Origin of the sequence: Sinorhizobium prairiense, from assembly GCF_029201645.2 — a bacterium.
Taxonomy (GTDB): domain Bacteria; phylum Pseudomonadota; class Alphaproteobacteria; order Rhizobiales; family Rhizobiaceae; genus Sinorhizobium; species Sinorhizobium meliloti_A.
This window is the reverse complement of sequence record NZ_CP104133.1, coordinates 1,066,366-1,081,486: the sequence shown is the minus strand read 5'-3', so window position 1 is coordinate 1,081,486 and position 15,121 is coordinate 1,066,366. Positions and strand designations below refer to the sequence as shown.

Here is a 15,121-nt window from a genome sequence, read left to right as displayed (position 1 = left end):
AATCCGCCTGCCTCGGCTTGCGTTTACTGCTTGGCGTAGAACTGCTTCAGCTGTTCTTCGGAGAGTTCCGACGGCCACCAGACATTGGCGGACAGATCGTCGCGATAGTATTTCTTGACCTTTTCGAGGTCCCAACCCGGCGGGTTGTAGTCATAGTGCTTCTTGAGCTCCTTGCCTTCCAGCAGGGCGGTGGCAGCGCGGATGCCCGCAGCGCCCTGGGCCGGGCTGTATTCGGAGGAGACCGATTTGAAATTGTCGGCGATCCACTGGCCGAAGAAGCCGTTATTGCCCTCGCCGGAAATCGGCGGAATGGCCGCACCGAACTGTTTGAAAACGTCGACGCAGGCACGCGTCATGTCTGCGCCCGAAGACCATATGCCGGCAACATTCGGGTCATTGAGGTAGAGCGTCTCGCAGACCTTCTTGGCCTTGTCATACTGCCAATCGCCGTGTTCCTCGGCGGTGATCTTGATCTCCGTGCCCTCTAGAGACTGAACGAGGCCATTATAGCGGTTGGTGTCCTCTGGATGGCCCGCAAGGCCCCGCAGCACCCAGATATTGCCTTTTCCGCCCAGCTCCTTGACGAGGAAATCACCCATGACCTTGCCAAAATGCTCGGCCCCGCCCTGGATCTCCGTCGTATAGGCATCGGATTCGATGCGGCCGGTATGAAGCACGACGGGGATGCCAGCCTGCACGGCCTTCTCGATGCTGGCATTGGCCGAGGTCGAGGTGACCGGCTGCACGATGATCGCGTCGACTTTCTGGGCAATCAGGTCCTCGATGTCGGCGACCTGCTTCTTCTGGTCGAAGCCGGCATCGAGCAGGACAAATTTGGAAATGCGCTTGTCACGGTCGGCAGCGGCCTGGGCTTCGTGCGCTACCTGCACAGTCCAGGTATTGGCATTGACGCCGAAACTGCTCATGCCGATGATCCAGGGCGCGTCCTTCTTGTACTTGCCGGCTTCCACCGCCGGATTGTTTTCCGCAGGCGTCGTCACGCCGTCGAGCAGGTGGACCTCCTGGGCCAGTGCGCCGTTCGCAAAAACGACGCCGGACAATAGAACCGATATGCCGATTTTCCTGATGATGCTGTTCATGCTTCTCCTCCAAAAGCAGGTGTCCGATGATGGGAAGACCGGCCGGAGGGCACACGACATCGCCAGCTCGTAACCGAAGTCCGACGCTCGTCTGCAGCCCTGTACCGACCTGAAACTCTCCTCCGGCCGACACAAAATCACTGGCATTATCTGCTGTCAATAGTTATTCATGTTGAATGAATAATCGCTCACCCTTGCAAAGCGCCGACCCGGATGCGAAATCTGGTCCAGAGAAAGCGACTATGCGCATGGTGGAGGAGACAGTGACGCGGACCGTTCTATGCTTCGGGACTCGAACACTCACGGGCAGATTCCGGGCCGCGGCCCGCTCGAACGCTATCGCCGCGAACAGCGGTGGGCCGGGGTGCTTCACAATGTCCTCGGCCAGAACTGGGAGGTCATAGAGGAGGGCTTAAGCGGGCGCACGACGGTGCATGACGACCCGATTGAAGGATCGATGAAGAACGGGCGGACCTATCTGCGCCCGTGCCTGCAAAGCCACGCACCGCTTGACCTTATTATCATCATGCTCGGCACCAACGACCTGAAAAGGCGCTTCAACATGCCGCCTTCGGAGGTCGCCATGGGCGTGGGCTGCCTCGTCTATGACATCCGGGAGCTTTCTCCCGGTCCCACCGGCCACGATCCAGAGATCATGATCGTCGCACCGCCGCCCATGCTGCAGGATCTCAAGGAATGGGAGTCGATCTTCTCCGGCGCGCAGGAAAAATCCCGCAAACTGGCACTAGAGTTCGAAATCATGGCGGATTCGCTCGAGGTGCATTTCTTCGATGCCGGAACGGTCTGCCAGTGCGCGCCGGCCGATGGCTTCCATATCGACGAGGAGGCCCATCGAAGACTCGGCGAGGCACTGGCGCAGGAAGTGCTGGCGATCGGGTGGCCCGATGCATGAAACCGCTTCCGCTCGCGTGACCACAGCGCTTTCCGGGGAGGATCCCCACCTTGCCTGATATGCGATTTGCGCCTCCCAATCCGCTTCGCATCGCAGACCGCGCCAGCGGGCTCAACTCTTTGAGCGTGCGCAGCCACAACGAACGCCTGGTCCTCTCGCTTCTCCTGCAGAACGAGGCGACAACGCGCCTCGAGATCGGCGAGAAGACCGGTTTGTCGGCGCAGACGATTTCGGTGATCGTGCGCTCTCTCGAACAGGAAGGCCTTGTCGTGCGTGGTGAGGCTCAGAAGGGACGGGTCGGGCCGCCGACGACGCCCCTCATGCTGAATTCGGAAGGCGCCTATTCCGTCGGGGTCAGTGTGGGATACCGCAACACCCATATCGTGGTCGTCGATTTTATCGGCAACATACAGCACCAGCATGTCATGCCACATAGGATAGCCGGCGCCTTCGACGCGACGGAAGGTTTGGCGCTCGAAATTCGCAATGCCGTGGCGAGTCTTTCTGAAAGTCGGCGGGGACGCATTGCGGGCATCGGACTGGCGCTTCCAACGCCTCCACTCCACACCGGCCCGGACCAGGCGGTGCTTCACCGCGACCTGGAAGCGGAACTCAAGCTTCCCGTCTTCGTGCAGAACGACATTACCGCTGCGGCCGGTGGCGAAAGTCTGTTCGGCGCCGCTCGGCAGTTGCAGGACTTCCTGTTTTTTTATCTCGGTGCCCGCCTGCACAGCCGCCTCGTGCTCAACCATCAGATCTATAACGGCAATTCGCCGATCAGCTATGATGTTGGCGTGCTCGCCCTCGAACGGGCCCTGCCACCGGATCCTGCGATCCGGGAGAAACTTTGGAGACAAAGCCGAAACTGGCCGACAATGGGACCGACCTTCGAGACTTGGCAGAGTGCTTGCGCGGAAAGCCTCGTTAAGGCGGTTCAGTCGCTGCTTCAATTCATCGAGCTCAAGACCGTGGTGCTTTCGTCCTTTATCCCGCCCGGAATATGCGAAACGCTCTGCGCACACATCCAGCAGGAAATACCGTCCGTCGACGCAGTCCTGGGCAAGACCTCATCCCCAAAAGCGGTTGGAGCCGCAAGCCTGCCGTTCAGCTCACGGTTCATGGTTCACTGAAGTGAATTTGGCCGTGTCGATAGCTCTTCAGGCGAATTCGAATTGCAGCTCCCGCGGGGGCGGCAGGCTTTTTGAGCCGGATGTGCACTATCCGGCAGATGCGACCCCTCAGCTGTTCTCACACTCTTGCGGCCATACCGCGCTGGGTGTGCTCCCGGGAACACCAGAACCGGCATTGCGACGAATGAACTGCGCATCGACGTTCTCCGGATCGGGGAAGCCGTCGCCAACATCTTCGATGCATGGCGCCCGGTCCGTAACGTTTGGTACACTCTGCTTTTCCGACACACCCGCCGGCATGTTGAAAGCGAAATCCGGACGCCGAGCTGTTAATACCCACCCGACATGACAATGGCTTCGCCCGTCATGAAGCTGCAGGCATCGGAGGCGAGGAAGAGCGCAGCGCCTGCCATTTCGTCCGGCGTGCCTGCACGCCCCATCCAGTTGAGCGTCCGGACGTAGTTCCCCCAACCCTCTGGGTCGCCGTCGCGGCGGGCGGCGTTGCGGTCCGTGTCGATGAGGCCCGGCGCAAGGGTGTTGAGCAGCACGCCGCGAGCGGCGTAATCGCGTGCAAGGCTCTGGATCAGATTATGCTGTGCCGCCTTGGTCGCCGCGTAAATCGAAACGACGGATTTCGGCCGCAACTGGTTGATGCTGCCGATGTTGACGACGCGGCCCCAGCCGCGTTCGGCCATGCCGGGCAACACCGCTTGAAGCATCTCGACGGTGGACCGCAAATTGACGTCGACCTGGGCGGCGAAGTCTTCCGGCGTGACATCGTCGAACGCCCCATTGACTTGCACCGATGCGTTGACGACCAGAATATCCAGCGGACCCACGATCGTTTCCGCCGCTGCCATCAACTGACGGCCGGCACCGGGCGGCGAAAGCTCGCCATGGATCGAGACCGCGTCGTCGCCGGCAGCGCGTATTTCCTGTTCGACCCCGGCCGTTGCGCCGGGCTTTTGTCCGTGCAGAACCACGCGCGCGCCATAGGCTGCAAAGGCTTGTGCGATCGATGCCCCGATTCCGCGGCTCGAGCCGGTCACCAGAGCTGTCCTGCCCTTCAGCGAGAATATGTCCTTATACGTGTTCACAACTGTTCCTCAGACGCCGAAGAGCGAGGTGGGCAGGCCGCGCTCACCAGGATTGCAGGCGAAAATGCCGCCGGAGAGCGGCGCTTCCGTCAGCGTCGAGGCCGGGAGACGGGTGCGCGCACTGGTGATGAACAAGGTCGCAAGATCGTCCCCGCCGAAGGCCACGCTGGTGGGGCGCGGCACCGGCAGTTCGACGGCCCGGTCCAGCCGGCCATCGGGCCGATAGCGGTTCACGCGCCAGCCGTCCCAGATCGCACACCAGACGCCGCCATCGGCATCGACGGCAAGGCCGTCCGGGCGCCCCTCCGTCTCGGGCACGGTAACGAAGACGCGGCGGTTGGCGATACTCCCCTCCCTCGCATCGAAATCATAGGCATAGATGATGCCCGGCACCGTATCGACGAAGTAGAAGGTCGAGCCATCGGGACTCCAGGCCAGTCCGTTGGCGACCGTGAAACCGCTCTCGGCGCGGACGACTTCACCGGCCTTCGTCAGGCGATACAGGCTGCCGGTCGGCCGGCTCACATCGAGCCGCATCGATCCGACCCAAAGCCGGCCATCCGGGTCGACTTTTGCGTCATTTAGGCGGTTTTCCGGCACTCCCGGTTCCGGCTCGGCAAAAGGGGTGAACAGGCCGCGCTCGAAGTCGAAACGTTCGACGCCGTCCTGCGAGGCGACGATCAGCCGGCCATCCTTGTCCGGAAGGACGGCACTGACGAGCTTGGCTGCATTGCAGGTCTCGTTTTTGCCGGTGACTGGATCGAACCGGTGCACGGCCGGGTGAAGAATATCCACCCAATAGAGCCGCTTTTCCCTGTCCACCCAGACCGGAGCTTCGCCGAGTTGGGCGCCCCAGGGCAGGACGCATTGCACGTCGCTCTGTCCTCCCGCACGCGTCCGGGGCCGCGGGCCGGAGCTGATGGCGACGGCACCGACCGTGCCGGTGATCCGGCGCGCCGCAGCCATCAGTTCGCGGCCGACCGGATGGATGGCGGAACTGTCGAGACGGGAAGCAGGCCCCAGCACCACGAGTGCCCCGAGCGGCACTCCGTCGCGCCCGGCGATCGGAGCGGCGACGGAATTAACCCCGGCGAGATGCTCCTCGTAGGAAACGGCATAGCCCCGCGCGCGCGTGAGGACGAGATCGGCCTCGAGCGCCTGCGGATCTGTAATGGTCTGAGACGTGAAGCGATCATAAACGAGCTGTCCCGCCAACGAACGGGCGAAAGAAGGCTCCTGAAACGCCAGCAGAGCCTTACCGGCTGCGGTGCAGTGGACCGGCACGCGCCGGCCGACTGCGATCAGCACGCCCAGGCCGCCACTCGAGCGCTCTTCCAGATAGACCACGCGGTGACCGTCGAGGCGGCAAAGTGCGACCGTTTCCCCGAGCTCGGCGGAAAGGCGTTCGAGTTCGGGGGCGGCGGCGCTGACGAGGTCGAATTTATCCCACACGCGATGCGAAAGCTCGATGAAGCGGTGTCCGAGCAGGTAAGCGCCCGTTGCTTCGTCCTGCCGGATCAGACGAAACACCATCAGCGTCTTCAGCATGCGCGCAAGGGTCGGCTTCGGCACGCCGCTCATTTTCTGCAGGTCCGCGAAGCGCAGCGCCTTCGGCGCCTCCGCTATGAGATCGAGGAGAGCGAGCCCCTTGGCGAGCGCGGCTGCACCCGCCGGTGCCCCGCGATCTTCAAGCCCGCCTAAGCCTGCCTTGTCGTCCATGCCGCTACCGCCTCGTCCAGCATTCGCATGATCGGCCACTCGGGTTCGAAGCCGAGCATTTCACGAATGCGCTGGTTGGAAGTGTGATACCACACGCCGGAGCCGGGAAGATCGACCGCCACGAGCGGCCACCCGATCCTGTCGGCCATTACGGGCAGGAGCTCGGCGAAGTCAACAGGATCGGTCGCTCCCAGATTGAAGACGCCACCCGCGGCTTTCGGATGGGTCAGCGCGAGCAGAACGCCCCCGGCCATGTCGCGGGTGTCGGTGATGTGCATCTTGAATGGCCGGCCGTTCTCGTTGCGTGTCAGGACGAGTGCCGGCCGCCCCGGATCCGCCGCCCTCAGAAGGTCGGCCGCAGTCCTGTTGCCGAAGGTTTCCTGCTGCTTGATCTTAGGGCGAAGAAAGAAGCGCGGTCCGGAAAAGAAGCTGTCGGGATCGAGCAGCTCGTCGGCATTTTGCGTATGCGAGAAGCGCAGGATCACCGTCTCCATCGACGATACGCGCCCCTGGAACGTCACCAGTTCCTCGCCGAGAAGCTTAGTGAGACCGTATGGAGATAGCGGCTCCTTCGGATGATCCTCTGTAATCGGCTGGAATGCGGGGCTGTTTTCCGGATAGACCTCCCCGGAGCTGGCAAAGACGAAGCGGCCGACCTTTGCCGCGGCGGCCGCCTCGGCCACGATGCGCGTCCCTTCGACATTCGCCTGGAACAACCGCTCGCGGTCGCTCGCCAGCCAGGACATGAAGGCGCCGAGATGGAGTACGGCGTCGCTCCCCTCGCAGGCGCGCATCGCCGCCTCCCGGTCGTCAAACGCGCCCACGACTTCGTCAAAGCCGACATCATCGATCGATGCCGAGCGCAGGTCGAAACCCCTCACCTGGTGTCCGGCCTCGAGCAATTTCCTGGCAACCAAAGAGCCGACCCTGCCGGCAGAGCCCGTCACGAGCACTTTCATGTCAATCTATGGCCTTTTCTGTCTTCGGATCGAAGAGGTGGATTTCTGACGGGTCGAAGGAGAGCGTGAGCTCTTCGCCCTCTCGCACAGGGCCGGAATGCGCGATCCGCGCAATCAGGCCCTTGCCGCGTTCTTCGTCCCGAGCAGCTTCGCCGTATGCGTTTTCGCCCGGATCGAAGTAGATGTATTTTTCTGAGCCGAGGCTCTCGACCAATGTCGGCCGCACCGCGAAGGCGACATGGCCCTGGCCGAGCGACAGATGTTCCGGCCGAATGCCGACGATCACCTCGCCGTCCCGAGCGCCTTTCCGGGTCACGAAGCTCTGGCCGAATAGGGTGAGCTTGCCCCCTTCGATGCGGGTGGACATGAAGTTCATGCCCGGAGACCCTATGAAGCCGGCGACGAAGAGATTGGCCGGCTTGGCGAACAGCGTATCCGGGTCTGCGATCTGCTGGATGACGCCGTCGCGCATGATGACGACGCGATCGGCCATGGTCATCGCCTCGATCTGGTCGTGCGTGACATAGACCGTCGTGACGCCGATCCGCTTGTGCAGCGCGCTGATCTCGGCGCGGGTGTGAACACGCAGCTTTGCGTCGAGATTGGACAGGGGTTCGTCCATCAGGAAGGCACGCGGCTCCCGCACGATTGCCCGGCCGAGCGCGACGCGCTGGCGCTGTCCGCCCGACAGCGCCTTCGGGCGACGATCGAGCAGATGGTCGACAGCCAGGATCCTGGCGACGGCGTCAACGCGCTTGTCGATTTCCGCCTTGGGCATGCCGCGCATCTTCAGTCCGAAACCGATATTCTGGCCGACGGTCAGATGCGGGTAGAGCGCGTAATTCTGGAAGACCATCGCGATGTCGCGGTCCCCTGGTGCAAGGTCGGTCACGTCCTTGTCGCCGATCAGGATCTTGCCGCCGCTTGCCGGCTCGAGGCCGGCGAGGATCTTGAGCATTGTCGATTTGCCGCAGCCCGATGGGCCGACGAGGACGACGAATTCCCCATCCGCGATCTCGAGCGAGAACTCCTTGAGCACGTTGAGCGCTCCGTAGTTCTTGTAGACGTTCTGAATGCTTATGCCGGCCATTTCACTTCTCCGCGCCGGCAGTCAGCCCGCCGACCAAATAGCGTTCGAGGAACAGGTAGATCAGGATAATCGGCACCGAGACGAACACGGCCGCCGCCGAAATCTCGTTCCAGTCGGTGACGTACTCGCCCTTCATCGTGGTAATGCCGAGATTGGCCGTCCAACTCCCCTGCGCATTGGTGAGAAAGGTGCGGGCATAGGCATAATCGGCCCAGGAGAGAACGAAGGCGTAAAGGGCGGTCGCAGCAAGCCCCGGCGTTGCAACCGGAAGCACCACCCGAAACAGGGCGCCGAGCGGAGAGCAGCCATCGACCATAGCCGCCTGCTCCAGTTCGCGCGGGATCGTGTCGAAGTAGCCCTTCAGCATCCATGTCGTGAAGGGAATGATCAGCGTCGCATGGGCGAGCACCAGCGACCAGAGGCTTCCGATCAGTCCCATAGAGCGGAAAATTCCGAAAAGCGGAATGACGAGCAGCGTTGCCGGCAGCATCTTCGCCGTGAGAATGAAGAGACCGAGCGATCGCCCGCCCTTCACGCTGAAGCGCGACAGGCTGTAGCCCGCGAAGACCGAAACGACCATCGACAGAGCTACAGAACCGAGCGCCGCGAGCGTCGAATTCCACAACCACAGGAGGATCGGTCGCTCGGTCGCCACTTTGGCGAAGGTGCTCCACTGCGGTTCTGCCGGCCAGAAGGACGGCGGCAACTGGCGGATTTCCGCGAGCGTCGACAGCGCCGTGACGAACAGCCAATAGATGGGAAAGAGAAGGATGCCGCAGACGACGGCAAGGCCGGCATAGAGCGTGAGCGTTTGACAGGTTGTGCGCTGCATAGCTCGACCTCCTGAATACATTGCCTGGGACTTGCGGCCGAGCATCAACAGGCTGGCGACGACGCACAGCACGAGCGTTACGATGCCGATCGCGGAGGCGTAACCCATGTTGAAGAAGCCGAAAGCCTGATTGTAGGTCATGATCGAGAGCGTTTGCGTCGCCTTGAGCGGCCCGCCGTCGGTCAGCACTTTTATGATCGAGAAATCCCGGAAGACCCAAAGGACGACGAGCACCGACGTGACGCCGAGAACGGGCATGAGCACGGGAATGGTGATGTACCAGAAGCGCTGGAACGCGTTCGCGCCATCGACCTTGGCGGCGTTGTAGAAATCTTCCGGAATGGACTGCAAACCGGCAAGCGTCATGATGGAGACGAAGGGGTAACCCTTCCAGATCATCGTTATCGCCACCACCCAGAACGCGGCGGTCGGTTCGGAGAACCAGTTGATCATCTGGCTCGTGATGCCGAGCTTGATGAAGAGCCAGTTCATCAGACCGAAGGAAGAATCGAATATCCAGGCGAAAATGACGACGGCGATGACTTCCGGAACGGCCCAGGGCAGAGCCACGAAGAGACGCGCCAGCGTCCGCCCCTTGAAACGGTTATTGACCAGCAAGGCCGTGCCCAGACCGACGGCGAAACAGGCTGCACTGACGACCACGACCAACTTGATCGTCACCCAGCACGATTTCCAGAATTCCGGCGACGTGAACAGCTTGTGGTAGTTTTCCAATGTGAACGACTTGCGCGGTGCGCTGAGCGTCGCCATGCCGATCTTCTGGAAAGACAAGTCCAGCGACACGAACAGCGGATAGACGATGATCAGGGCCACTAGCGCGACCGCCGGCAGCAACAACAGGTAGCCCAGCCAATGCTGCCGGCTTGGGCGTGCCAGATCGAGGAAGCGTACGCTCATTTTTGCCTCTTGGTTTTTTGCCGGGGGGACCAGGCGCCGCTGCGGGCGCCGGGTGCCCCTCATGTGCCGAAGGTCGGCAAACGTCTATTGAAGCGCCTCGGCCTTCTCGTGCATCGTCTTGGCGACGGCCGCAGGATCGAGATCTTCTATGATCATTCTCTGCGCCTCCTCCTGGATCATTTTCGAGAACTCGTTGAACTGGATCTCGAGGCCGACCGGAATGCGGTCGATCTTGTGCTCTGCCGCAGCCTTCTGCGACTTCACCATCAGATCGAAATGCGGAATCTGCGCCTTGGCTTCGGTGAGATCGGCGCGCGGGCTCGGCGGCGTCGAGGCGGCAAGCGTCGCGAAGCTGGTCTGGAATTTGTCCGAAGTCGCAATTGCGATGAAGTCCCAGACAAGCTGCTTCTTCTCTTCCGAAATCTCGCTCGGCATCGCCAGAATGTTGGATGACCCTCCCAGCGGCGGGTCGAAGGGAACGCTGGCAAGCTTCAGCTTATCCTTTGCCGCTCCCTGCTGCATGATGGAATAGATCCAGGGACCGTCGACCTTCAGCGCGATCTTTCCATCGGCGAAGAGTTTCCGGACCTCGCCCGCCGAGAGATCGCGCGGGGTCAGGTTTTCCTTGACCACGGTTTTCCATCGGGTCAGGCCCTCGACCATTTCGGGGGTGTCGATGGTCACCTTGCCTTCGGCATTGGTGAAACGTGCGCCGGCATCGAAAAGATAGCTCGCCATTTCCGCGATATACTGCCCGCCGCCACCTTTGGTCTCGTGGCCGGTTCCGAACTGGTCGACGATGCCGTCGCCGTTCAGGTCCTTGGTGGTCGCGCGGGCAGCTTCGAGGAACTGCTCGTAATTGGTGGGGACCGCGACGCCCGCCTGCTTCAGCATCTCCTCGTTATAGCCGAAGATCGTGCCGTAATAGAGCATCATGATGCAGACGGTCGTATCCTGGAACTTGCAGATGTCCTGTCCGCTCCATCCATCGAGATTGAGCCCCGCCTTCTCGACCCAGGGACCAAGGTCCTCCAGCCAGCCATTGTTCGCGAAGGTCTGAAATTCGAAGGAGGCCAAGTGGACGATGTCCGGCGGCGTTCCGCCTGCAAACAGCGTCGTCATGGTGTCGGCATAGGCGCTGCGTTCCACCTTGGTCCATTCGATCGAATTGCCGGGGTGCTTTGCCTCCCACTCCTTGATCACCGTGCCCCACCAATCACCGATGCCCTTCTCGTCCTTCTGCCACGAGACGAATTTGAGCACTTCCGCCTTGGCGGTGGCCGGCAGGGCCGTGCAAGCCAGCATCGCTGCGACGGTCGTTGCGACGGCATATTTCCGGATGATTTTCATGTTTTCCTCCACTCCTCCGCACCTATTCGATTTCAATTTCTTTTCAGAAGCGCGAGCGCCTCCTTCGAAGGCTCGACGCCGAGTTCCGGCCCTGTCGGCAGAATGTATTGGCCCTCGGCGCAATCCATATCTCCTTCGAGAAGCCGGCGATTGGGCTCGAAAATCGAATGCTGGAACTCATGGCAATCGACATTCGCCAGCGCCGCGCTCGCCTGGAGGCTTGCCGCCAGGAAGATGCCCGAGCCTATGGTTGCATGCGGGATGATCTTGATGTGGTGCGCGTGGGCGTATTCGCCGATACGCATGAATTGCGTGATGCCCTTGTGGCCCATTTCCGGCTGCACGATTGCGAGCGCGTTCCGCGCAACGCGCGGCACCATATCGTAGACGGTGCGCCATTCCTCACCGACCGCAATGGCGGTCGGGACGCTCGCCGCCACCCGGCCCAGACCCTCGACGTCCTCGGTGCGCACCGGCGCCTCGGCGAACCACAGCCCGTGCGGCTCCATTGCCCTGATCAGCGCGATCGCTTCGCTGGCAGTCTGTGCCCAATGCATGTCGCAGGCGATACGCGCCCCGGCACCGAGCCTTTCGCGCAGGGTTTCGATCTCCCTTGCGACCCCGTCATCGGCAACGGGCGAGGCAAATTTGAAGGATGAGAAGCCCTTGGCCTGCCATGATGCCGCGAGTTCTGCGCGTTTGACGCGCGTATCCTCGGGCAGCCCGGAAATGTAAGCGTCGATCCTGTCGCGCCTCCGGCCGCCGAGCAGCTTGCAGACCGGCAGACCAGCGAGCTTGCCAGCCAAGTCCCACAGCGCGATGTCGATCGCAGCGAGCGCATCGACGTAAAAGCCGCCGGTATAGCCACGCACCCGCATCAGATCATAGAGATCGTCATGGATCGCCGCCGCATCGAATGGGTCGCGGCCCATGGTGAAATCCGCGAGAAGATCGTCGATGATCTCCATCGTCGCCCGCGGCGCGACCAATCCATAGGTTTCGCCCCAGCCGACGGCGCCGTTTTCGGTCTCGATGCGGACGAGCACGCTGCGATCGTATGTCGGATAGACCGTGCGATTGCCCTTGCGGACCAGGTATCCGCGCCCGTTCGGCTCCTCGCCCGGGCGCGCCTTGCCGAGATAGGGCTTGTCGCGCGGCAAGGTGAGCGTGAAGCTCTCAATCTTTTTGACGCGATCGCTCATGCATCCGGCCCTCTCTTTGCCCGCCCGAAGGATTTCACGCCACACTCCTGCAGGCATCTCTCGATGTCGCGCAGGGCCATTGCGTCGAGATCAGGGGTCGGCGCACGCACAATGGGGTTCTCTATGACCCCGCGCAAGCCGAGCACATGCTTGGTCAGCCGCATGCGGTACACGGCCTGCAGCGCCAACAGAGGCAGCGACTTCACGTAAAGCGCTCGCGCCTCGTCCCCGCGGCCTGCGCGGTAATTTCGGTCGAGGGCGACATGCAGGTCGGCGATCTCGAGCGCCGGCATTGCCGCACATGCACCCCGATCGTACTCGTCGAGAATGTAGCGAGCGCCTCCGCCGCCGATGACACCCAGCAAATGCTCGGGCGCGTCCGCAAGAATGGCGGTAATGGCCGGCCCCGCGGGAAGCGTCTCTTCCTTGACGTATCGAACAGCCGCAACCTGGCGGACGACCTCGAGGACCGCCTCGGGCGCAAGGTCCGAGCCACGCGGCGCGGGAGCATTCTGAAGGATGATTTCCGCGTCGGGCATTTGCATCGCCGAAGCGGAGAGAAAAGCGGCCACCGCGTCTGCTCCCGCCCCGATGGACTTCGGGGGTTGAATCATGAGCTGCGTGATCCCGAGCGCCAGTGCCTGCCGACCATAGGCGACGACTTCATCCACGGTCGCCGCACTGGCGCCGGCTACGATCGGCACACGGCCATCGACCTCGGCCGAGACGGCTTCGAGAAGCGCCAGGCGCTCCTCGCCGGTCAACATTTCCACCTCGCTCGCAAAACCCGGGAACACCAGGCCCGCAACGCCCGCATCCAAAGCGAACCGGACGAGACGGCGCATCGCAGCAACATCTACCCCGTTTTCGGTGAAAGGCGTCGGGAGAACCGGGAAAATTCCTGTCAGCTGCATGTCTAGGTCCATATAATGAGACTTACAATTTATATTGTGGACCATAAGCGAAGGTGATATGCCGTGTCAATCGCCGAAGTTCCGAAGGAGAAGACCTTGTCCAACGCTGCATATGAACCCGTCACGGTCCTGCTCGATTGGGGCACCACAAACTTCCGGGCTTTCCTGGTGAAATCGGACGGCTCAATCATCGATGAGAAAGAAGGCGACCGGGGAATTCAGTCGGTTGCGAAAGGGGAGCACGAACGCGTCGTCAGCGAGGCCCTCGCATCCTGGCGCGCCGAATATGGTCCGCTCGACATCTTGGCGGCGGGAATGATCGGGAGCCGCAACGGATGGATCGAGATGCCCTATGTGCCGACCCCGGCGGCAGCGGCGGACCTGGCTGCCGCGTGCCGCACCATCGAACTCCCGGAGGGAGACCGGCTTACCTTTCTACCGGGACTGACGGACCCGACGGCGTTTCCATTCCCAGACGTCATGCGCGGCGAGGAGACACAGCTCGTCGGCTTCGGCCTGATGCGGGACATGATCGTCGTCCTGCCCGGCACCCATGCAAAATGGGCCGAGATCAGGAACGGCCGCATCGAGCGTTTCCGCACCTTCGTCACCGGTGAAATCTACACGACGCTGGCCAACCATTCCTTCCTGTCGAAAGTCGCAACGGCCGAGCGTGACCATGCCACCGCGGCTTTCGCGAAAGGCGTTGCGCTGGCGCAGGAAGAATGCGCTCGGGCCGGCGGCTTGTTGACGCGGCTCTTTGCCGTCAGGACCGGCTGGCTCGCCGGTGCGATCACGCCGGACGAAATGAAGAGCCGCCTTTCCGGGCTCATTGTCGGATGGGAGTTTGTGGAGGCGCGGGCCGGCGGCTGGTTCAAGGAAGGGAACACGATCGCCGTGGTTGGCGATGACGATCTTGTCGAGGTTTACGAGAGAGTGGCCACGGCCTTTGGCCTGGAGCTTGCGCCCGCGCCGGCTGACGCGGCGATCCGGGGCGCCCTCGCGATCTCGGGGAGCCGCCTGCCCGCCGCGCAATGAAACGCGGCGATCTCCCGACCGCACCGTTCACGAAGATCGCCGTGGATGTTTTCAGCAGCCTTTTGCTTTGAGCTCATCAGGCCGGATGATGCAGGACGCTGAGGCCGCCGTCCACCGTCAGGCAGGTCGCGTTCATGAAAGGGCACTCGTCGGAGATCATGAAGACGGCGGCGCGGGCGATCTCTTCTGGCGTCGCGATGCGGCCGCCCGGGTGGAGCTTCATGGTTGCCGCCTCGGCTGCCGCCGGGTCCGGGAAACTGTTCCAGTAGTCGTAAGCCTTCTGGGTCAACACATAGCCTGGCGCCAGCGCATTCACGCGAATGCCCTTTGGGGCATATTCGATGCCGAGCGCCTTCGTCATGCCGAGCAGCGCGTGCTTTGCGACGGGGTAGGGAAAGGTGTGCGGAATGATGGTGAAGGCATGAGTGGAAGCGATGTTGAGGATCGCCCCACCGCCCGCTTCGATCAGGCCAGGCAGCACCGCCTTGCAGCAGTTCCAGGCACCACGGAGGTTGATGTCGAAACAGCGCTGCCAGTCGGCATCGCTCATCTCCAGCGGCTCCGAGAAGACGTTGACCCCGGCATTGTTGACGAGCGCATTGATCGGACCGATCGATGAAGCGGCTGCCGACACCGCCGCCTCGATCGCATCGGCGTCCGTGATGTCGGCTTCGGCGTAGGCGAGCGCCCGTCCCTCGCGCTGCAGCCGCTTCGCCTGCATTTCAAGCAGGGGACCGTCTCGGTCGACGAGGAAGAGTGCCGCACCCTCCGACAGGAACACTTCGGCAATCGCAAGGCCGATGCCCTGCGCCGCACCGGTCACCATGATCCGCTTGCCTTTAAGCCGGTCACTCATCCC

At 62.2% G+C, this 15,121-nt stretch carries 12 protein-coding genes and 2 pseudogenes; 3 read left to right on the top strand and 11 right to left on the bottom strand.

The features are described from left to right. Nucleotides 1–23: 23 nt before the first annotated feature. Nucleotides 24–1,100: an ABC transporter substrate-binding protein gene (locus N0Q91_RS28355; RefSeq protein WP_275598840.1), complete on the bottom strand. Its 1,077-nt coding sequence runs from the start codon at nt 1,098–1,100 to the stop codon at nt 24–26. Nucleotides 1,101–1,363: 263 nt separating this feature from the next. Here N0Q91_RS28355 and N0Q91_RS28350 point away from each other — a divergent pair. Beyond that, nucleotides 1,364–2,013: pseudogene (locus N0Q91_RS28350) on the top strand (SGNH/GDSL hydrolase family protein). A 59-nt stretch (nt 2,014–2,072) separates the two neighbouring features. Then, on the top strand, nt 2,073–3,143 hold the full coding sequence (locus tag N0Q91_RS28345; RefSeq protein ID WP_275599752.1) for an ROK family transcriptional regulator: 1,071 nt from the start codon (nt 2,073–2,075) through the stop codon (nt 3,141–3,143). Between the two features lie 329 nt (nt 3,144–3,472). Here the strand turns inward: N0Q91_RS28345 and N0Q91_RS28340 are convergent, their stop codons facing one another. From N0Q91_RS28340 to N0Q91_RS28300, 9 genes and pseudogenes are all read right to left on the bottom strand, one after another. After that, the gene (locus N0Q91_RS28340) at nt 3,473–4,240 is read right to left on the bottom strand and encodes an SDR family NAD(P)-dependent oxidoreductase (protein ID WP_275598838.1); all 768 of its coding nucleotides are present in this window, start codon (nt 4,238–4,240) and stop codon (nt 3,473–3,475) included. Between the two features lie 9 nt (nt 4,241–4,249). After that, nucleotides 4,250–5,959, bottom strand: a complete 1,710-nt coding sequence (locus N0Q91_RS28335; RefSeq protein WP_275598837.1) for an SMP-30/gluconolactonase/LRE family protein — start codon at nt 5,957–5,959, stop codon at nt 4,250–4,252. Next, nucleotides 5,938–6,918: an NAD-dependent epimerase/dehydratase family protein gene (locus N0Q91_RS28330; protein ID WP_275598836.1), complete on the bottom strand. Its 981-nt coding sequence runs from the start codon at nt 6,916–6,918 to the stop codon at nt 5,938–5,940. The genes N0Q91_RS28335 and N0Q91_RS28330 overlap by 22 nt, the downstream gene beginning before the upstream one ends. 1 nt (nt 6,919) lies before the next feature. After that, complete coding sequence (locus N0Q91_RS28325; protein ID WP_275598835.1) at nt 6,920–8,008, bottom strand: ABC transporter ATP-binding protein; 1,089 nt, start codon at nt 8,006–8,008, stop codon at nt 6,920–6,922. Between the two features lies 1 nt (nt 8,009). Further along, nucleotides 8,010–8,840 (bottom strand): carbohydrate ABC transporter permease, encoded by an 831-nt coding sequence (locus N0Q91_RS28320; RefSeq protein ID WP_275599751.1) that lies wholly within the window; start codon nt 8,838–8,840, stop codon nt 8,010–8,012. Nucleotides 8,841–8,855: 15 nt separating this feature from the next. Next, nucleotides 8,856–9,758, bottom strand: a pseudogene (locus N0Q91_RS28315) (carbohydrate ABC transporter permease); the annotation flags it as partial. An 84-nt stretch (nt 9,759–9,842) separates the two neighbouring features. Further along, nucleotides 9,843–11,108, bottom strand: a complete 1,266-nt coding sequence (locus N0Q91_RS28310) for an ABC transporter substrate-binding protein (RefSeq protein ID WP_275598834.1) — start codon at nt 11,106–11,108, stop codon at nt 9,843–9,845. Between the two features lie 32 nt (nt 11,109–11,140). Then, nucleotides 11,141–12,310, bottom strand: coding sequence for a mandelate racemase/muconate lactonizing enzyme family protein (locus tag N0Q91_RS28305; RefSeq protein WP_275598833.1), 1,170 nt, complete (start codon nt 12,308–12,310; stop codon nt 11,141–11,143). Continuing rightward, nucleotides 12,307–13,236: a dihydrodipicolinate synthase family protein gene (locus N0Q91_RS28300; protein ID WP_275598832.1), complete on the bottom strand. Its 930-nt coding sequence runs from the start codon at nt 13,234–13,236 to the stop codon at nt 12,307–12,309. Before N0Q91_RS28300 ends, N0Q91_RS28305 begins: the two co-directional genes overlap by 4 nt. 84 nt (nt 13,237–13,320) lie before the next feature. On the opposite strand from N0Q91_RS28300, the gene N0Q91_RS28295 reads away from it, so the two are divergent. Next, the gene (locus N0Q91_RS28295) at nt 13,321–14,262 is read left to right on the top strand and encodes a 2-dehydro-3-deoxygalactonokinase (RefSeq protein ID WP_275598831.1); all 942 of its coding nucleotides are present in this window, start codon (nt 13,321–13,323) and stop codon (nt 14,260–14,262) included. A gap of 76 nt (nt 14,263–14,338) precedes the next feature. On the opposite strand, the gene N0Q91_RS28290 is transcribed toward N0Q91_RS28295, so the two are convergent. Beyond that, nucleotides 14,339–15,118, bottom strand: coding sequence for an SDR family oxidoreductase (locus tag N0Q91_RS28290; RefSeq protein ID WP_275598830.1), 780 nt, complete (start codon nt 15,116–15,118; stop codon nt 14,339–14,341). Between the last annotated feature and the right edge of the window lie 3 nt (nt 15,119–15,121).